Below are 18,492 nucleotides of genomic sequence, written 5' to 3'. Positions count from 1 at the left end.
TTAATAATTCCTGTAATTCGTTATACACCGAAAAGGCGGAGTCTATTTAAAGACTTCGCCTTTGTTTGTATAGGGCATGAAATCCCAATAACACCCGCTCCAATAACTGTAACAGGACTAAACATTTGCAAATTCTCAGTATACGAAAAAGAGAGAATCAATTTGATTCTCTCTTTTTACCCGTAAAGTTACTATTCAGGAATGAAAATAAGGATGTTATAAAGAGTGTGTACGATGGAGGAGATGTAACATTTTTGTTAACTAGACTTATATAGCTTTCGTTTCTTTACACTTACGTACTTATGTAAGTATGGTGCTGGTTTTAATTTCTTTTTCACTTTTATGCGACTACTATCCGAATGATAGACCATCCACAGTTTTACATCTAATAAAGAAAGAATTATGTTTGTTTCAAGTGACATTTTGATTACCTCCTTCTTTCTTGTAGTTTTTTATATCATATCTCTTGAATCTGGAGCTGATATGATATAAATATAGTTTTCCTGTGAAGTTTTTATATTGTTTCTATGTATTCTAATACGTCTCCACATAAACTCCAGATAAGCAGGTTATAATGGCTACAAGAGGTGATATAAGGATGAACTATCATATTCTTGTGGTAGAGGATGATCAAGAAATTCAGGAATTAATCAAACAATTTTTAATGACTCAGCAGTATGCTGTTACAGTTGCATCAGATGGATTAGAGGGCATGAAACAATTTAATAAACAATCCTTTGATTTAATTCTACTAGATGTGATGATGCCAAACCTTAATGGATTTGAAGTTGCCAAAATGATTCGAAGTCAGTCAAATATACCCATTATTATGCTAACCGCGTTAGAAGAAGAACAAGATCAAATGAAGGGATTTGATCTTGGCATCGATGATTATATTACGAAACCTTTTTCTTTTCATGTTTTGATTAGACGAGTCGAAGCAGTGCTGCGGAGAAGCTATGATCAAAGTACGGAGAATCATTTATTTTTTAAAGAAATACATGTTGATTGCGATGCATATAAAGTATATGTAAATGAGGTTGAAATCCCCTTAACGGCAAAAGAATTCGAAATTCTGCAACTACTACTTCAAAATAAGAAAAAAGTAATCACAAGAGAAAGCATCGTAGAAAAGGTTTGGGGATACGAGTATCACGGAGAAACTCGTATGATCGATACACACATTAAAAACATACGAAAAAAATTAGATATTTCCTACATTAAAACAGTAAAGGGCATTGGTTACAAAATCGATGAATAGGATTGTGAAAATCATGAAGACGAAGAGAATTACCTATAAACTCTTTATGACTACATCCCTCATTTTGTTAGCCTTTGCAGTCCTGATTTATTTAACTTTATACTTCTTTCTCCCTACATTTTATGAGCAATACAAAACAGATCAGCTTCAAACAGGAATAGAAGAAATAATTGATAAATCTAAAGATCTTACGTTTCAAAATGCTATACCACTTTTTGATGAATACGCACAAAAAAATAACGCAATGATTTCCCTTCAAAATAAGGAAGGCGTAGTTATGTATTCTCCTTCTTTTAGTTTTATTCAAAGAGGTACCCAAGCACATGTGATTGCCAAAGCAACACCATTAGGGAGTTCAGATTACCTTCGTAATTCATATGATGTTACTGTGCCGATTCAATTCCAAGATATTACCTTAACACTTGTGGTGTTCGCAACATTTCAACCTATTGATGAAGCTACGCAAGTCTTAGTACGTTTTCTTCCCTATATCAGTATCATTGTACTTGTGATTGGTATAGGAAGTGCTTATTTCTATTCGAGGTTTATTACAAAACCACTCATTTATATTAATGAGGGTGCACAAAAGATGGCAAACTTAGATTTCTCCGAAAAAATTGAGGTTCGTTCCACGGATGAATTAGGAGAATTATCCAATAGCTTGAACGATATGTCTATTAATTTACAACAAGCTATGTTCAATTTACAAAAAGCGAATCAGCAATTAAAGAGCGATATTGAAAAAGAAAGAGAAATAGAAGCAAAACGCAGAGAATTTTTTGCAATTGTATCACATGAATTAAAAACTCCTCTCACTGTTATGAAAGGATACCTAGAAGGGATGATCTATAATATTGGTCCCTATCAAGATCGTGACCAATACTTAAAGAAAAATCACCAAATTATTGAAAGTATGGAACAACTGGTTCGCGAAATTTTAAGCATGTCAAAACTAGAACAACATACCTTTAAACTACAATTAGAAGAAGTAAATCTCTCAGAATTAATGGATACAATCACAAAAGATATCGGATTTTTTGCTTCTCAAAAAGACATTCAAATCATAAAACAAATTGATTCTGACCTTTTTGTTTATACGGATTGTGTTCTGTTAGAAAAAGCCTGTAAAAACATTATTCATAATGCGGTTATGTATTCACCGCATAACGAAAAAGTCTATATACAGTTAACCCAAGATTCTAAACAAAACCACATCCAAATGCAAGTCATCAATACAGGTGTCAAAATTAATGAAGAGAATATACAAGATATCTTCAAACCATTTTATCGAATCGAAAAGTCAAGAAATCGAAATACTGGAGGGAGTGGCTTAGGGTTATATATCGTCAAACAAATTTTTGAAGCACTGGGTATAAGGTATTCTATAAATAATGTAGAAGAGGGTGTACAATTTTTAGTTACCATTCCATTATCTATCAAATAAACAAAAAAGAATCTTAATCTTATTTCGGGGTCTCACCACATCGCTATCAAGATAAGATTAAAAAAGGTCAGTTTCAAAAGAAACTTTTTTCTTTTTCTAAAAAACCAGTGTAGATCATTAGAAATTCTGCATATCAAAAAACAAACGGGTTTCATTCTTTTATTAAGCTGCTTGATTGTGAGACATGGTACAATTTTAATTGACACCTAATATCAAAGACTGTTTTCTTCTCGTATCGATGCGATTTTCGTTCGTTTCACTGTAGGAGTTTAAACAGACGAAGAAGAATCTTTGATAATTCTTGGGTGTCTTTTGGTATGGATCGAAACAGAAAAATTCTCTGAAAAATATACTGAACGAATTAATGCTATCATCTATATAAAACAGTTATTGGAACATAATATGGAAACTGGTTCTTTACTGCATGATAATTTACATTGGAGTACTTTTTATTACTATAAGCAAGGACAAGATGCTTTTACACCAATAGTGAATGCCCCTCCTTAACACTCTTACAAGTCGTTTGAAGAAGGGGCTTCCTGTTTAGCAGTCTTACATACTCCCCACAGGCGTCGTTTATACTGTTTGGACACAACCTTGTCCTACAGTTTCAATCTTTGGTCGTCCTCATAAGTAATTGTTCTAACCCTTTTTGCAAAATATTTAGGCCTGCATTATGATCTCTGTCTAATACCGTTCCACACTTTGCACAAATATGTGTTCGAATAGAAAGTAATTCTTTCACACGATTTCCACAACCAGAACAATCTTGCGATGTGTATACTGGGTCTACTTTCACAAGTAAATCTCCAAATTTTTCGCACTTATACAAAAGCATCCATTTAGTTTGTTTCCATTCTTAAGTTGATGATGTAGGCTTAATTTATAAAGTAAGCTACTATTTATGAACCGTCATAATTACTCCGTCCATATTGTTCCCTGAAATTTCATAATGCTGATTTACCGGGACATTAATGGTCGTATTTTTTGATACTTTATAATAAGAAACCGTATACTCTTTCCCCTCAACATTAGTTGAAATCTCCTTTTTCTCCTTCAAGAAATCTAAGTATTCTTCTAAAGTAAATTTATTTTTTTGCATGATTGCACTATGAGGCAAACCGACGTAACGTATATGCCATGGCTCATATTGAATTCCTGTAATATTACTTTTATTTTTCGGATAACGTAAAACAAAACCGTATTTCCATACATTGTCTTCAATCCATTTTCCTTCAGGGGCTTTCTCCATTTTCATTTGAGTAGACCCTACATCAAGTGATAGCCCTAAATTATGTTCACTATACCCTGCTGGTAATGCATAATCAGAACCCATTTTTTCATATAGCTTCCTTTGTTCTTTAAAATCTCGATAGCCGCTACTGATCAAAAAATGATGAATCCCTTCTTTTTCTGCAGCATCTACAATCTTCAAAAACTTTTTCACAATATCCTTTGATAAATGAATATTTCTATCAAGCACTACATACCCTCTTACTAATTCCGTATTTTGAAATACATTTATAATATCAGACCTTATGCTATCTTTCTGAACAGGATAATCTTTATTGACTAATAATAAATCACCTTTATAAATTTGTTCTTTTGTAATCTCTTTCTTTTCAGTATTCGTAGAGTTTACCTTATCACCTTTTTCTACGATTTTAACATCTACTCCATTTTGAAATAATGGTGCTATATAAATACCAACACATACTGTGCACAATATAAAAAGAGAAATAAATATCCACTTTTTCATTCCTAGTTCCTCCTTGACCTAACTTACGTATAGGATAGAAAAAACTATTTAAATAAAAAGTGGGGTAAACTTTAAATTTTTATTAAATTATTAAATGAGATTCCACGCCATCATCTTTCGGTAACCTCACTTCAAATATTGTTCGTATTACATTACTTTCTGCAGAAATCGTCCCATTATGCTGTTCCACAATGTTTTTCGCAATAAATAGCCCCAGCCCTGTACTATCTTGCTGTTGAGTTCTTGCTTTGTCTCCTGTATAAAACATATCAAAAAGATACGGTAACTCTTCCTTTGGAATGCTATCTCCATAATTAATAATTTGTACGACAACTTTTCCATTATCAATATACCCGTTCATATCAACAAATTGTCCATCATATCCGTAGCGAATTGCATTCGTTAAAAGATTTTCAAATACTCTTGCTAATAATTTTCCATCTCCATTAATAGTTAAGTGAGGATTCACATTCATTCTGGCTACTAAATCTTGTTTCTCTAATAACGGATATAATTCTTCATCTAGCTGTATAAGTAATTCACTTATATCAATTGGTCTTTTTTCCAGCTTCAGCATGCCATAGTTCATTCTTGTTATTTCAAATAACTCATCAATCAAGTTCTCGAGTCGTTGAGATTTCGTAAAAGCAATAGTAGAAAAATGTTTAATTTGTTCCCTCGTCAAATTCTCATCTTTAAGAATTAAATCTAAATAACCTAAAACAGATGTTAATGGTGTTCTTAAATCGTGAGCCAGATTAACAATTAACTGATCTTTACTGCTTTCTGCAAAATCTCCTCTTTCTACCGCTTCTTTTAACTTTTCACTCGCTAGGTTAATTTCGTGTGCGATATCCCCGAACTCGTCATTCGATGAAACATAAACCCGGTTTGTAAAATCACCGTTAGCAAGATGATGAATCCCATTAGAGATCTCATTAAAATACTTCAAATATGGTCTAGTAAGAAAGAAGAAAAACAAAATAGCTAAAGGGATAAATATAATTAAAAAGAAATTAATGTCTCCAATTTCTCTTATCGTTGAACGGAATTGAGCTAAAGGATCCTCATAACGAACCACCGTTTTATAGTAGAGCTGCAGCCCTTTGTAGATCATATACGTTACGCTACCAGCTAGTATCATACTTAACGCAAATAGTGCGATCATTTTTGAACGAAAGCTTCTTATCATTTTAGCCATTGAAAGTATAACCTACCCCCCAAACCGTTTTTATCAATTTATTCTTTCTTTTATCTTCTCCAAGTTTTTTTCTTAAGGTACGAATATGTACCATTACTGTATTTCTACCTTCGTAATAGTCTTCTGCCCATACTTGTTGAAAGATATTTTCCACACTGTATACTTTCTTCGGATGACTTGCTAATAAATATAAAATATCAAATTCTTTTGGAGTTAATTCAATTTGTTCTTCATATACACTAACTGTCCGTTGTTCAGGATAAATGACTACTCCACCAATTTCTAAAACTGATTTATTGTCCTCTGCTTTCGGTTGATTTAACATTAAAAATCGGCGTAATTGCGCATTTACACGGGCAACTAATTCAATCGGAGTGAAAGGTTTCGTCATATAATCATCTGCACCTATTACAAGTCCTGTCACCTTATCAAAATCTGATGTTTTTGCACTTAAGAAAATGATGGGCATATGATATTGTGCACGAATTTGACGCGTTACTTCATAACCGTCCATTTTAGGCATCATAATATCTAAAATCACCAAATCAATTGGTTGAGAGTGAATAACACGAATAGCTTCTTTTCCATCAGCTACTTTAATAACATGGTAGCCTTCTTTTTCTAAATGTATCGCAATTAAATCCGCAACTTCTGCCTCATCGTCAGCTATTAAAATTGAAATTCGATTCATTTTACTACACTCCTATATCATTCCGCTTCTATTCCACTGGCACTCTAAAAAATTTGTTCATTATATATTTTCATACACTCGATTTTATACTAGTCCGCTCTGCTTGTACAATAAGGAGATTACAGTCGAGATACGCGTAAAACTAGATCATAGTAATAGGGAATCTGGCTTCCAGTTTAGTTTTTTATATAGTCTCATTATAAATACCCGTCAACTTAAGAGATTTTAATACTCAAAAATACCTAAATAGGTTAGAATGGATGACGTTTTGTTATGAGTCTCTCAATTCAAGATGAGCTACAACTATTTGCCAAAGGATTACAACGATATGTTACGACTGTATTTTTAGAAAAACTTGCAAGAACACTCGAGCTTGTAAAGCGAGAACGAAAGTTCATTTTGCTTCTCTTCTTAAGTTGATGGGCATGTATGGTGACCCCTAATATTCCAATATCTAACTAACAAATAAACTCCCCTATTAATAGGGGAGTTTATTATTTAAGAATTATTAATATCTTTTACTACTAATTGCTTCTTGCTCAAATAAATTACTCGATCCGATTGTTTTGCAACTTCTTGTGAATGTGTAACAACAATTACACATTTATTCTCTTGATGGGCAAGCTTCTGAAACAAATCAATAATCTCTTTTGCGGTTTCTTCATCAAGGTTTCCTGTTGGCTCATCAGCGATAAGTATATCAACATTGCAAGATAGCGCTCGAGCAATTGCTACACGTTGCTGTTGTCCACCACTTAGTTGCAGGACATTTCGCTTCGCCTCTACTTCTGTAAGTCCTACCTTCTCTAATAATTCTAATGCCCTTTCCTTTTTATTTTTCACCTGAACACCTGTAATTTCCATTGCCGTTAGTACATTTTGAAGAGCGGTCATATAGGTAATTAAATTATAGGATTGGAAAATCACGGATACATATTGATTCCGGTATCGATCTAAACCAATCTTTCGAATATCCTTACCCTTATACAGCACATAACCATTTTTAGGTATATCCAAACCACAACCTAGGCTAAGAGCTGTGGTTTTGCCAGATCCAGACGGCCCTAAAATCGTGTAAAAATGCCCTGTTTGAAAAGAAAAATTCACATTATCTAGTATCGTTACTTTTTTTCGGTTACTTTCATAATAATAATTTAAGTTTTTAAATTGTAAAATTGTCTCCATGCCGAGCCTCCTTATTCATCTTTTAAAAGGATTTGTTTTGGATTTAAGCGTAGAATAGATAATGCCGGAAGAATGGTTGCTAATATAGCAATAGTCAGTCCAATTCCCCCCATTTTTCCTAAATCCTCTCCTGTTACACTTACATCAATTTTATCAATTGGATCTTCGCTTTGGTTTTGTAGATTACCACCAGCTCCAACCATCATTACACTACCATTTTGTGAATTGTCTTTTTCTTCGCTTGCTGTAGCAATTTCACTCGAAAGTAAATTATCCCCTACGAATTGAGAAACTTTAGCTCCTGTTGTTAGGGATAATCCAAATGCTAAAATAGCAATACATACTACTTCTACTACGAACTGTGCCATCAGTTTCCATTTTTTCTCTCCAATGGACAATAGAATCCCCATTTCCTTACGACGTGCTTTAATTGATAACATAATGATTAATCCTAAGATAATAGCGCCTGCAATAGATACCATATAGATAATCATTTGAGAAGTAGAAGAGATATTTTCGATAGGACCAATCATTTGTTTGTACAATGAATCATGTGCATCTAACTTAAAATAATTAAAATCAATATCAGATTGTTTTGCTTCTTTTTTAAATGCATCAATGTATTGTGGATCGTTCAAGAAGTACACGACTTGAATGCTACTACTAGTACCTTCATCTGCTTCTAATTTTTTTAAAGTAGAGTGAGGCATATATAGCTTATTAGCTGGATCCATCATAGGAGGTGCATGCTCACCCAGTGGTTGCTCATTCGTTTCGTAAATACCAATAATTTCAACTTCAAGAGTTTTCTTCTTATCCCCTGATTGAATTTTAACCTTATCTCCTACTTTCAAATTGTTTTGTTCCGCTAATCGTTTTTCCATTAAAGTTACATTCTGATCGTTCATCTTTTCTGTAATTGGTTTCCCATCAATGATTTTACTTTTTCCATTTTTAAAACTTTCTTGTAATAAAGTCTTGCGCACTCCTTCTATTATAAGAGAAGAATTCATATCTATTTCTGAACCTGAACCTGATCCTCCTCGTACAGTCGCCACTCCCGCTCTACCTTTTCCTTCTTCTTCTCCTTCTGAAGCCCCTACTAATTTAAATCCATCCGAAATTCCGAAAGTATTGGTTATATAATTATAGTCTTTTACATACTTGGACTTCGCTAATTGATCTGCTTCTTTTGTGTTGAGATGCGGCGGATTAGGCATTTCTCCAGTTCCCCTTGCTTGTTTTCCTAATTTATCAAAATCAAGACCCAAAGTAACATCTGCACCCAGTTTTTTTCTTGCAGCATCAGCAGCTTTTTTTGATGCATTTTGGATTGTGAATCCTGCCAACACTAAATTGGTAACAATCAGAAAGACAGCCATCAAAATTAATGATGTTCCTTTTCGTTTTTTCATACTGAGAATTGCGCGTTTTATAAAATTCATTTTTTCTAACCTCCTTGATAGTTTTTATTCTATATACACTATCTGGAGTTTGTATGGAGTTATTCAGTAGTTTATCTAGAGGGCTAAGGAGTTTATATGGAGTTATTCATGTACATATTTCTAACGGGTTCTGTTGCACAGTTTTGTAACATCAACATAGTTGAAAAAATAACTGATCAAGGTGTTACTGTGCATTTTAAAGAATTATTTGTGGCAGATTCACGTATATCAGTTCATTATAGAATTGAAAAAGCTGATGGAAGTCTAGTACCGTTTGAATTTGATACAACTGGATTAGACCTTAAAAGTGATGGTAAGGCAAATGGACAACAAGAAGAAAATCCTGAATATAATACTAAGGATGGTATGTTCTCACAGTTAGGATTTATTCAAGGTGCAGATGATTTACCATTCAAATTAATGGCAGATGGAAAAGAATTAAAACATGTAGGTATTCGTGATAAAGATAAACCCGAAGGCGTTGTTACATTTGTTGAAGGTCCTGAAGGGAAAGGATCCTTTAAACAACCACTTACGATAAATGTAAATATAAATAAAATCGGAAAAGTAACTGGATCTTGGAAAGGACAAATTCAAATTGATCCTGCAAAATTGAAAAAATAAAACAAATTAAAATGAAAAAAAGAATAGAACAATGTGTATCCAATACGATGCTTATATGTTTCCTTGTTTTCATTACATTTATTTCGTACATTGTTTTCATCCTATCTTTTATTTATTAATTAGGTTCATAAAATCAATATGCGTAATTCTGATAAGAAAATAACGACTAAAAGGCGTACCCGTCTACATTTCAACGGAAATATAGGCTAAATAGCATAAATCTTTTATTCACAAAAACATCCCAATAGAGTAAACCCTATTGGGATGTTTTAATGAAATAGATTTAACGGTATTTCACAGTATGCCATATGACTTGTTTCAAAATAGGTATCTTTCTTATTTTCCTTCTATTCACCTACACAATTGAGACTTTCCAGTATCCCGAAATACCATTATCTTAAACTACGAGAAAGCTCCGTAAAAATAACCCCTAGCGCATAGGCACCAGCATCAGGATAACCTAAGCTTCTTTCACCAACCGTACCAGCGCGGCCCATTCGAGCGACGATTTCTTTTGTATATTCTGCTCCTTTAACGGCAGCCGCTGCCCCTTTTTCAAAAGCAGTCTTAAAGTCTGTACCAGCTGCAGCGCTTTCTGACCAAGCATTTGCACAAGGTACAAGCGCATCTACAAGCGTCTTATCGCCTACTTCTGCTCCTCTTCCGAAAGAGCGCTCACCGATAGACTGTATACCATGAAGTGCAGCTTGCAACATTTCAGCAAACTCTCCAACTGTTAATTCCATTTTCCCTTCCATAGCCTTACCTGCAGCTCGGAAAGCTCCGCCCCAAATTGGACCAGAAGCTCCTCCGCAATGTTCCATAATCACCATAGAACACGCATCAAGGAAAGTTCCAATATTTAAATGCTCTTGATCTAAAATCGAGCTCCATTCACGCTTTAATTGTTTAAATCCTTTCGCGACACTCATTCCGAAATCACCATCACCTGCATGCGTATCCAGTTCGCAGAATGGTACTTCGTTCTTAATAATAACTTCGCTCATTTTATCTATAAGATAAATCATATTATTTAATGTGATTACCTCATTCTTAATGATTGCATGTTCTTCAGCTGTTTCCGTCTCAAAGAAAACTGGCTTCTCTTCTTCGTGCTCCGCAATATCAACGTATTCTACACTCTCAATTGGTCCATCTACTTTAAACGCAGGTGTATTACATTCTTTCGATAGCAATGTCTTCAGCTCATCGTCTAGTTTCATCACTGTTAGAGAAATTCCAGCCATATCGATACTCGTCATGTAATTACCGACAAACGCTCTATTAATTCGTATATTTTTTTTACTTAACTCTCTCGTAACTGCATTGTTAAACAAATACAGTTCTTGAAGCGGTGTACCACCAAATCCGTTTACTAGAACAGCAATTTCAGCATCTTCATCTAGCCCTAAATCTTTCATAAGGTCATTTGTCATACGTAACGCTAATTCATCTGCAGCCATAATTTTTTCGCGTTTTCTGCCTGGCTCTCCATGAATGCCAACGCCATATTCCATTTCATCTTCACCTAATTTGAAAGTAGGTGATCCACTCGCCGGAACCGTGCAGGAAGTTAATGCGAGACCAATTGTTCGAACATTTGCCGCTGCTTTTTCCGCTACAGCTTTCACCTGCATCAAATCCATACCTTCTTCCGCTGCTGCACCGGCTATTTTATGTACTAACACAACTCCCGCAACACCGCGACGTCCTACTGTATAAAGACTATCTTCTACCGCAATATCATCATCTACGCGGACATATTCTACTTGAATTCCATCCTCCGTAGCTAAGTGAGCACCATTTTTAAAGTTCATGATATCTCCACTGTAATTCTTAATAATTAGTAGCGTACCCTTTTTGCTAGCTGTTGCTTTAATCGCTTGATACACCTGTATTTGCGATGGAGAAGCAAACACATCTCCGCATACTGCCGCATCCAGCATTCCTTTTCCTACTAGCCCCGCATGTGCCGGTTCATGTCCACTACCGCCACCGCTAATTAAAGTTACCTTATTTTCGTTCATTTCTTTTTTCTTAATGACCTTATACTTTTTTAATAACTCGAGTTCCGGATGAGCCATAACCATCCCATTGCACATCTCCATAACGAGCGTTTCAGGTTGATTTATAATTTTTTTCATTTCTTATTCCTCCTCTGTAAGTTTTGTTACACTCTTCGCAAACCTATTCGTATCCACACTTCCATAATTTTATTGCTTTTCCTGCCACGGTACATTCTCTTCTGAATTATGATATATTTGAAAGCGCATTCTTATTAACTATAATAAAATGAAAGCGTTTTATGGTAAACGGACAAAATGAACGATTTGTCTAAAGACACCCACTTCATTTATAGGTAGGATGTTAATTATTAAAAACGAATAAAGCTGTAGGGATGATTATAATGACCTCTTCTATCATTTCAAAAAAAATCATAGCCAACTCATTAAAAAAATTAATGGAAACTGAACCTTTCCATAAAATATCCGTGAGTGACATTATGTTAAATTGTCAGATGCGCAGGCAAACTTTTTATTATCACTTTAAAGATAAATTTGAATTGTTAAGTTGGATTTATAAAGAAGAAACAAAAGAGAATATTATAGACTTTCTTGATTATGAAAAATGGGAAAATATTTTCGACCTATTATTTGATTACTTTTACCAAAACCAATGCTTCTACCGAAATGCATTTAAAGTAATCGAGCAAAATTCATTTAATTATTATCTCTTTGAACATACGAAAAACTTATATCTCAAAATCATCGATGAACTATTAATTGGCTGTAAATTAGCAATTTCTGAGGTAAAAAAAGATACACTGGCCTCTTTTTATAGTCACGGATTTGTTGGGACAATAAAAGATTGGATTGAGAATCATTGCGCTATTGATCCGTCTATCATGTCTTCGATGATGAAAAATATGATAAACAATCAATTAGTCCTTTTACTAAAGCAATCAGCAAACAAATCATAAGGTGGAAAAACAATGAAAAAAATTATGAATGATGCTCAAAATATTGTTCAAGATATGTTGCATGGTTTTTATTTTGAACATAACGATAGAATATCTTATAACAAAGAACACAACATCATTTATCAGAAAGACCTTGCTGAAATTGGGCAAGATGTTGCCATTATAAGCGGCGGCGGTAGCGGGCATGAACCAGCTGATATTGGTTATGTAGGAAAAGGCATGCTTTCAGCGGCAGTCAATGGAGAAATTTTCACCCCTCCTACACCAGAACAAATAGTAGCGGCAGTTCGCTCTGTGCCCAAAGACAAGGGCGTCCTATTAATCATTAAAAACTTTCAAGCTGACGTGGAAAGCTTTTTAACTGCTGAATCTTTGGCAAAAGAAGAAGGAAGACTTGTTGATCATGTCATTGTGAATGACGATGTTTCCATTGAAGATGATGCTTCCTTTAATAAAAGAAGACGAGGAGTAGCTGGTACGATTTTCGTTCATAAAATACTTGGAGCAGCGGCTCTTGAAGGCCATTCATTACAACAATTAACAGGCATCGGCCATTCTGTCATTCGGAATCTGCATACATTAGGAGTTGCGCTCTCTCCAGCAACCGACCCTATCCAAGGAAAGACTTCTTTTACCTTACAAGACAATGAAGTCTTTTACGGAGTCGGCATCCACGGAGAAAAAGGATACCGGAAAGAAATGTTATCTTCTTCTGAAAAATTGGCGATTGAGCTTATGAATAAGCTCAAAAGTATTTACCGCTGGAAAAAAGGAGACAAGTTTGCCATCTTGATTAATGGATTAGGCGCTACCCCATTAATGGAACAGTATATCTTCGCAAATGACATTCGCCGTTTATGTGAGCTTGAAGGATTAGATATTCGATTTGTCAAAGTCGGAACCCATCTAACCTCCTTAGACATGCAAGGCACTTCATTGAGCTTACTTAAAATAGAAGATCCACTTTGGGAAAAATGGTTAAAAGCGGATGTTGAGGTGGCTAGCTGGTAGTTTCAATTAGCTTGAAAAGGTGTTTTCCATATGTGAAAACACCTTTATATTGTTTAGAATCCTTTGTTCTTCTTTAAATTGTAGTGCCCATTCTGGTGTATGCCCCTCAATAACAACTTGCTTATCCATAGTTCTGTCTCCTTACTCGTTTTTTGCTTGAATATAACACCAACTTAAGATACATAAAACTATTAGATACTGTATATACATGAAGTCTACATAACATTTCATTATCAAAATTTCAAATTAACTTTCTGGTCTAAAACTTTATTTTAATAAAAACTCTTTTCCCTAAATAAACACTAATTTTGCCCATAGAAAAATCCCCTCCATAGTAAACAGATTAATGTGCTTTCTTTTTACTGTCTACAATAAGGGGGATCATGTCATCGTGCCACCTTCTTTTTTTATATCACTCTTTAATCCCGCTATTCGTGGGCAGTAAGTCCCCCACTGACGGACACTTTCTTTCGTTTAATAATATTTCAGTTCACTCTCCGGTGTTTGTACAATCACAGGACTTTTAGCAGGATTTAACCATCTTAAAACAGAAAGAACATTTTCCCGAGATGTTGCTGTGCAACCGTATGTATACATATCTGAAATATGGAAGAAAATCGCCGAGCCAGCTCCAGCTATTCGTTCTGTATTATAGTTAATCACAAACCCATAATCATATTGAGGAATATTCATATTTTCGGCACTGCTCCAACGGTCATTTGCTGGTTTTTGCTGCCACGTGTTATATAAAGGTGAATTAGAATCATCCACCCAAACATCATTTGATGTAATTTGTCGATATGGTAATTTTGTTCCTGGATTACCGTAGCGACCAAAAGCTGTTCCAATTGTATATTTACCGCGCGGAGAACTTTTTCCTCCTTCTGCCATTGTATAAGCAAATCCATCACGTCCAATATATCCTTGCATAGCAGCATACACTGGATACCATTTATTATTTCGCTTCTCGAATGTTTGAATTTCTGCCTTACTAGTTCCATAATCATTTGCCGTCACAAGAATAAGCTGTTGATTTTCTCCTATTGTATATAAATAGTCAGCATCATTGCTTGCAACCCATACACCGCTATTCTCAAAGTAATACCATGCCCCGCCTATTTTATTCCAACCAATCTCCATTCCACCATTGCTATTCATATAAAACCAATTCGTTCCATCAAAATACCAATCTGTTTTCATTACGCCATTACTCTCAAAGTAATACCACGTTCCTTGAATCTTTTTCCATCCTGTCTCCATTCCACCATTGCTATTCATATAAAACCAATTCATTCCATCAAAATACCAATCTATTTTCATTACGCCATTACTCTCAAAGTAATACCACGTTCCTTGAATCTTTTTCCATCCTGTCTCCATTCCACCATTGCTATTCATATAAAACCAATTCGTTCCGTCAAAATACCAACCTGTTTTCATTACGCCGTTACTCTCAAAGTAATACCACGTTCCCTGAATCTTTTTCCATCCGCTTGCCGGCACATTATTCACATAGTAATACCAATTGTTTTGTTCAAACACCCAGCCGTCTTTTACGACAATTTGCTGATTTCCACCTGTCTTTACTTCTGCAAAACTTTGTATAGGTGCTATTAATAAGCTTCCTGCTACACATATTGATGCAATCATTCGCTTCATTACATTTCTCCTCTTTTTCTTTACAGAATATACACTTACATTTTTAAAATATCTAACAGAAAATTTTTCTAGCCTCCTATGAAAAATGCTAGAGAATCAAAACCACATTGCTAATTTTTACGAATTTCTTTCTTCTATAATAGAATGGAAAAGAAACAGCTAGCAAGAAGGACTTTAAAACTCCTTTGCATACTAATGATAATGGTGATTTTATTCCTTATTAACAGATAATAAGGAATAAAACCCTTACAGAAAGAAATACTTTCGATATTTTTTAACATATTTGTAACATATTTGTAATAAAAGTATTGAATTTGTTTTATTAGTTAGATATATTAGTAGTAGGGAAAGGCATTTTTCTAAAAAAGGAGCAGATTATCATGAAAAAACAAATCGTTAGTATGTTATTTGTTGCAGGTATATTGTTTAGCGGAATACAACCTCATGTTTATGCAGAAACAAATAAACAGTCTACTCCAATAACGGGTTGGGTACAAAAACAACACGCATGGTATTACTACATAAATGGAAAAATGGCAACAGGATGGGTAAACACAAATAACAATTGGTATTTTTTAAATAAAGATGGCGCTATGCAGTATGGATGGGTTTCCGACAGTGAGAAATGGTATTTTCTTGGAAAAGATGGTGTCATGAAAACTGGATGGCATCAAAACTCACCATATGATTGGTACTACTTAAATAAAGATGGCGCTATGCACACTGGATGGGTTCTTGATCAAAACAGATGGTACTTTTTAAATGCAAAGGGTATTATGCAAACGGGTTGGGTACTCGACCAAAACAAATGGTACTTCCTTGATAAAAGCGGTGCAATGAAAACTGGATGGTTTGTCGACGATCAATTACAATGGTACTATCTCGATAAAGACGGTGCATGGAATCCTGATGCAAAACCAACTTCTATTCTATACAACGTTCAAGGAACATGGTCAGAACAAGAACTACCGACGAAACCACCGTATATCGGCCCAGCTTTCACAATGATGAAGATTAGTCCTATTTCTGAAAACGAAGCAGTTGTCGGTGTATCTTCTTATTCCGATAACGCTGAAGATATAGCATATATAGACGGTACTGTAACATTCAAAAATAATAAAGCAACTTTAATTTTTGATCAATTTGGTAAACAAGGTCAAATTGATATTGAAATCGTAGATGGCAAAGCATTGTTAAATATTAAACTTCTAAAAAGTTCGGATGAGTGGAACCTAATTCAAGGGAAACATACATTGCCTATTTATAGAAGATAAGATTTCATAAAAAAGAGGAGAACCAATATATGAACTGTGCCCTATAAAATGGACAGTTTAATAAAAAGACCTTTAAAAATTAAGCACTTAAAAGATGGTTCCGGTATTGTACCGGAGCCATTTTTTTGAGAGTCCATTGATAACGATCATAATTATAATCTTGTATATAATTCTCGATTACTAGTTGAAGAGCGCGGAACGTTTGACAACACTTATAGTCTAATCCATCTTTCATATGACCAAAAAAGGATTCCATTAAGGCATTATCTAGACAGTTTCCTCTACGTTACATAGACTGTCTCATACCCATTTCCTTTACACAGCGCTGAAATTCCGGGTGCGTGTAATGAAAACCCTGATCTGAGTGTAAAAGTGCTTCAGGATGAATCATATCTCCTAATCTATCTTTTAATTTGTCTAATGTTTGATAGACGATAGCCATTTGTAAAGAAGGGGAAACATGATAAGCTAAAATCTCTTGTGTCGTACTATCTTTTACGCAAGATAAATAAGCTTTCTTTAGCTTGTCATCAGAAGATAGCTGTTTTGAGGAAGGGCCACCAACATTTCCTTTTCCGCGTCGTTCTGTATGGAAGCCTTCCTCTTTTGTCCTCTTTGTCCATGTATAACTATTAAAGTATTATATTATGATGATATTTTCTTCAATATTTCTTTAGACTGAATATCTTTTCTAATGAACAATCCAGTGTATAAGAGGAATGTGCCAATTATCACAATGATTCCAATGTAAACGGACATTATCGTAGGAATCAAGAAAGCACCAACGATAATGGTAATTCTTGCAATCAGGTCAGCACCAATATCTGATAGACCTGCAAAAGCTGAATAAGATCCTCTTTTATCAGCCGGGATCATATTAGCTTGTTCTGCATTTCTGACAGGCGAGTAGACAAGTTCACCAACAGTAGCAATAAAATTAAAAATAATAAGTACGTACCAAGTGTTTGCAGATGTTACTGTTACATATCCTACACCATAGAGAACCAGACCTAAGAGTAACGCCTTCTTTCCACTTAAACGATCTGTAAATTTATTCACAATAAACGTCAAACATACCACTAAAAGCATATTTTGTATGTTGAGAATACTCAGCATCCTTACTCCTACTATTTCAAAGTTCCCCACGTTTATTGTATTAAATGTTTCTGAAAGTCGTATACCTATATAGCTATTTAAGGAGAACTCTGCCGCAAATATGCATGTAGATCCTATTACAACTTTTAAAAATGCTACATCTTGAATAGCAATTTTATAGTTTTGGATTAGATCCAATACTATATTTTCATGTTTTGGTTCTAAGAAATTATTAAATTCAGCAACTAACCACAATTTATAGGTAATTGGTAGTGTAACAGAAACTAAGGTTAGTAATATAAATAACTCTTTTTGGTGATTAATGTATAAAAAACCACCTAACGCAGCACCAATTGCCATCGAAAGATTCATGAGCCAATAGTCAATTGTATAAACAGCCTTTCGATTTTCTGGTGTAGTTGAATCTATTATGATAGCGTGCATGGATGGACGACCAAGACTGCTAGATATTACAAAACCTACATAAGCAATTGCAAATAACCAAATCAACTTATCTGTAGGATATAAACTTAAGGTCATTAATAAAAACATTACAGCACTAGAAGAAGAAGTTAACAATAAAACTTTCTTCCGTTGAAAGCGATCGGAAATGTAACCTCCAATTAAACTTGAAAAAAAACTTAAAATAACAGTCGAGATTAAAAATAACCCGGCCCATACTTTATTTATTTCTTGAGCAAAAAACAATGCCATGAAAGGCATTACTGCTGATGTAACAGCACGATTAAAAAATGATGTAATTAAGCGTACTTTTATATTTTGCTCAAAGTCTTTCCAATTCATAGTATCTCCTCCTTTTATCTAATGTTATATTAAACTAGACTTATCAAACTAAAAATGGA

Annotated in this window: 16 protein-coding genes and 4 pseudogenes; 7 read left to right on the top strand and 13 right to left on the bottom strand. The window is 34.4% G+C overall.

The genetic code is table 11. From position 1 onward, the window contains the following. Window positions 1-257 precede the first annotated feature (257 nt). Window positions 258-422 carry a hypothetical protein gene (locus tag BPMYX0001_RS32960; protein ID WP_018782900.1) on the bottom strand — a complete coding sequence of 55 codons (165 nt, stop codon included), beginning with the start codon at window positions 420-422 and terminating at the stop codon, window positions 258-260. A gap of 152 nt (window positions 423-574) precedes the next feature. Here BPMYX0001_RS32960 and BPMYX0001_RS04490 point away from each other — a divergent pair, with 152 nt between their 5' ends. Both BPMYX0001_RS04490 and BPMYX0001_RS04485 read left to right on the top strand, forming a co-directional pair. Continuing rightward, entirely contained in the window at window positions 575-1,261 is a 687-nt protein-coding gene (locus tag BPMYX0001_RS04490; RefSeq protein ID WP_006093794.1) for a response regulator transcription factor, read from the top strand. Continuing rightward, entirely contained in the window at window positions 1,254-2,705 is a 1,452-nt protein-coding gene (locus BPMYX0001_RS04485; RefSeq protein WP_033798696.1) for a sensor histidine kinase, read from the top strand. The genes BPMYX0001_RS04490 and BPMYX0001_RS04485 overlap by 8 nt, the downstream gene beginning before the upstream one ends. 162 nt (window positions 2,706-2,867) lie before the next feature. Here BPMYX0001_RS04485 and BPMYX0001_RS34835 read toward each other — a convergent pair. The 5 genes and pseudogenes from BPMYX0001_RS34835 to BPMYX0001_RS04460 form a co-directional block, all read right to left on the bottom strand. Further along, window positions 2,868-3,042: pseudogene (locus tag BPMYX0001_RS34835) on the bottom strand (IS4 family transposase); the annotation flags it as partial. Window positions 3,043-3,315: 273 nt separating this feature from the next. After that, a pseudogene (locus BPMYX0001_RS04475) lies at window positions 3,316-3,549 on the bottom strand (zinc ribbon domain-containing protein); the annotation flags it as partial. A 54-nt stretch (window positions 3,550-3,603) separates the two neighbouring features. Continuing rightward, on the bottom strand, window positions 3,604-4,464 hold the full coding sequence (gene vanY, locus BPMYX0001_RS04470) for a VanY-A/VanY-F/VanY-M family D-Ala-D-Ala carboxypeptidase (protein ID WP_006093790.1): 861 nt from the start codon (window positions 4,462-4,464) through the stop codon (window positions 3,604-3,606). Window positions 4,465-4,546: 82 nt separating this feature from the next. Next, on the bottom strand, window positions 4,547-5,665 hold the full coding sequence (locus tag BPMYX0001_RS04465; RefSeq protein ID WP_033798693.1) for a HAMP domain-containing sensor histidine kinase: 1,119 nt from the start codon (window positions 5,663-5,665) through the stop codon (window positions 4,547-4,549). Then, on the bottom strand, window positions 5,658-6,356 hold the full coding sequence (locus BPMYX0001_RS04460) for a response regulator transcription factor (protein ID WP_006093788.1): 699 nt from the start codon (window positions 6,354-6,356) through the stop codon (window positions 5,658-5,660). Before BPMYX0001_RS04460 ends, BPMYX0001_RS04465 begins: the two co-directional genes overlap by 8 nt. A 273-nt stretch (window positions 6,357-6,629) precedes the next feature. On the opposite strand from BPMYX0001_RS04460, the gene BPMYX0001_RS32605 reads away from it, so the two are divergent. Further along, window positions 6,630-6,776: a hypothetical protein gene (locus BPMYX0001_RS32605; RefSeq protein ID WP_006093787.1), complete on the top strand. Its 147-nt coding sequence runs from the start codon at window positions 6,630-6,632 to the stop codon at window positions 6,774-6,776. A 78-nt stretch (window positions 6,777-6,854) separates the two neighbouring features. On the opposite strand, the gene BPMYX0001_RS04450 is transcribed toward BPMYX0001_RS32605, so the two are convergent. Both BPMYX0001_RS04450 and BPMYX0001_RS04445 read right to left on the bottom strand, forming a co-directional pair. Further along, window positions 6,855-7,541: an ABC transporter ATP-binding protein gene (locus tag BPMYX0001_RS04450; RefSeq protein WP_006093786.1), complete on the bottom strand. Its 687-nt coding sequence runs from the start codon at window positions 7,539-7,541 to the stop codon at window positions 6,855-6,857. A gap of 11 nt (window positions 7,542-7,552) precedes the next feature. Next, window positions 7,553-8,986, bottom strand: a complete 1,434-nt coding sequence (locus tag BPMYX0001_RS04445) for an ABC transporter permease (protein ID WP_018782894.1) — start codon at window positions 8,984-8,986, stop codon at window positions 7,553-7,555. A 150-nt stretch (window positions 8,987-9,136) separates the two neighbouring features. Between BPMYX0001_RS04445 and BPMYX0001_RS04440 the strand changes: the two are divergent. Then, window positions 9,137-9,610, top strand: a pseudogene (locus BPMYX0001_RS04440) (DUF4179 domain-containing protein); the annotation flags it as partial. A gap of 392 nt (window positions 9,611-10,002) precedes the next feature. On the opposite strand, the gene dhaK reads toward BPMYX0001_RS04440, so the two are convergent. Next, window positions 10,003-11,754, bottom strand: coding sequence for a dihydroxyacetone kinase subunit DhaK (gene dhaK, locus BPMYX0001_RS30220; protein WP_006093783.1), 1,752 nt, complete (start codon window positions 11,752-11,754; stop codon window positions 10,003-10,005). A 263-nt stretch (window positions 11,755-12,017) separates the two neighbouring features. Here dhaK and dhaS point away from each other — a divergent pair, with 263 nt between their 5' ends. Together dhaS and dhaQ are read left to right on the top strand one after the other, a co-directional pair. Next, the gene (dhaS, locus tag BPMYX0001_RS04430; protein ID WP_018766961.1) at window positions 12,018-12,590 is read left to right on the top strand and encodes a dihydroxyacetone kinase transcriptional activator DhaS; all 573 of its coding nucleotides are present in this window, start codon (window positions 12,018-12,020) and stop codon (window positions 12,588-12,590) included. 12 nt (window positions 12,591-12,602) lie between these two features. After that, window positions 12,603-13,601 (top strand): DhaKLM operon coactivator DhaQ, encoded by a 999-nt coding sequence (dhaQ, locus tag BPMYX0001_RS04425; RefSeq protein WP_006093781.1) that lies wholly within the window; start codon window positions 12,603-12,605, stop codon window positions 13,599-13,601. 6 nt (window positions 13,602-13,607) lie between these two features. On the opposite strand, the gene BPMYX0001_RS34480 is transcribed toward dhaQ, so the two are convergent. Beyond that, on the bottom strand, window positions 13,608-13,730 hold the full coding sequence (locus tag BPMYX0001_RS34480) for a hypothetical protein (protein ID WP_006093780.1): 123 nt from the start codon (window positions 13,728-13,730) through the stop codon (window positions 13,608-13,610). 345 nt (window positions 13,731-14,075) lie between these two features. Next, window positions 14,076-15,260, bottom strand: coding sequence for a hypothetical protein (locus BPMYX0001_RS04420; protein ID WP_006093779.1), 1,185 nt, complete (start codon window positions 15,258-15,260; stop codon window positions 14,076-14,078). 380 nt (window positions 15,261-15,640) lie between these two features. Here BPMYX0001_RS04420 and BPMYX0001_RS04415 point away from each other — a divergent pair, with 380 nt between their 5' ends. After that, a complete protein-coding gene (locus BPMYX0001_RS04415) occupies window positions 15,641-16,534 on the top strand; it encodes a PspC-like choline-binding domain-containing protein (RefSeq protein ID WP_006093778.1) in 894 nt (297 codons plus the stop codon). 79 nt (window positions 16,535-16,613) lie between these two features. Here the strand turns inward: BPMYX0001_RS04415 and BPMYX0001_RS34830 are convergent. Beyond that, a pseudogene (locus tag BPMYX0001_RS34830) lies at window positions 16,614-17,048 on the bottom strand (transposase); the annotation flags it as partial. Window positions 17,049-17,179: 131 nt separating this feature from the next. Further along, window positions 17,180-18,433, bottom strand: coding sequence for an MDR family MFS transporter (locus BPMYX0001_RS04405; protein WP_006093776.1), 1,254 nt, complete (start codon window positions 18,431-18,433; stop codon window positions 17,180-17,182). Window positions 18,434-18,492 lie beyond the last annotated feature (59 nt).

Origin of the sequence: Bacillus pseudomycoides DSM 12442 (assembly GCF_000161455.1) — a bacterium.
Taxonomy (GTDB): domain Bacteria; phylum Bacillota; class Bacilli; order Bacillales; family Bacillaceae_G; genus Bacillus_A; species Bacillus_A pseudomycoides.
The sequence above is the reverse complement of the archived record's forward strand: the minus strand, read 5'-3'. Positions and strand labels throughout refer to the sequence as shown.

What these genes read in the sequence shown, in the direction of transcription:
- vanY (WP_006093790.1), bottom strand. Translation starts at nt 4,464, where the DNA reads ATGAAAAAGTGGATATTTATTTCTCTTTTTATATTGTGCACAGTATGT.
- BPMYX0001_RS04420 (WP_006093779.1), bottom strand. Translation starts at nt 15,260, where the DNA reads ATGAAGCGAATGATTGCATCAATATGTGTAGCAGGAAGCTTATTAATA.
- dhaS (WP_018766961.1), top strand. Translation starts at nt 12,018, where the DNA reads ATGACCTCTTCTATCATTTCAAAAAAAATCATAGCCAACTCATTAAAA.
- BPMYX0001_RS04465 (WP_033798693.1), bottom strand. Translation starts at nt 5,665, where the DNA reads ATGGCTAAAATGATAAGAAGCTTTCGTTCAAAAATGATCGCACTATTT.
- BPMYX0001_RS04445 (WP_018782894.1), bottom strand. Translation starts at nt 8,986, where the DNA reads ATGAATTTTATAAAACGCGCAATTCTCAGTATGAAAAAACGAAAAGGA.
- BPMYX0001_RS04450 (WP_006093786.1), bottom strand. Translation starts at nt 7,541, where the DNA reads ATGGAGACAATTTTACAATTTAAAAACTTAAATTATTATTATGAAAGT.
- BPMYX0001_RS04405 (WP_006093776.1), bottom strand. Translation starts at nt 18,433, where the DNA reads ATGAATTGGAAAGACTTTGAGCAAAATATAAAAGTACGCTTAATTACA.
- BPMYX0001_RS32960 (WP_018782900.1), bottom strand. Translation starts at nt 422, where the DNA reads ATGTCACTTGAAACAAACATAATTCTTTCTTTATTAGATGTAAAACTG.
- dhaK (WP_006093783.1), bottom strand. Translation starts at nt 11,754, where the DNA reads ATGAAAAAAATTATAAATCAACCTGAAACGCTCGTTATGGAGATGTGC.
- BPMYX0001_RS04415 (WP_006093778.1), top strand. Translation starts at nt 15,641, where the DNA reads ATGAAAAAACAAATCGTTAGTATGTTATTTGTTGCAGGTATATTGTTT.
- BPMYX0001_RS04490 (WP_006093794.1), top strand. Translation starts at nt 575, where the DNA reads ATGGCTACAAGAGGTGATATAAGGATGAACTATCATATTCTTGTGGTA.
- BPMYX0001_RS04485 (WP_033798696.1), top strand. Translation starts at nt 1,254, where the DNA reads ATGAATAGGATTGTGAAAATCATGAAGACGAAGAGAATTACCTATAAA.
- BPMYX0001_RS04460 (WP_006093788.1), bottom strand. Translation starts at nt 6,356, where the DNA reads ATGAATCGAATTTCAATTTTAATAGCTGACGATGAGGCAGAAGTTGCG.
- BPMYX0001_RS34480 (WP_006093780.1), bottom strand. Translation starts at nt 13,730, where the DNA reads ATGGATAAGCAAGTTGTTATTGAGGGGCATACACCAGAATGGGCACTA.
- dhaQ (WP_006093781.1), top strand. Translation starts at nt 12,603, where the DNA reads ATGAAAAAAATTATGAATGATGCTCAAAATATTGTTCAAGATATGTTG.
- BPMYX0001_RS32605 (WP_006093787.1), top strand. Translation starts at nt 6,630, where the DNA reads ATGAGTCTCTCAATTCAAGATGAGCTACAACTATTTGCCAAAGGATTA.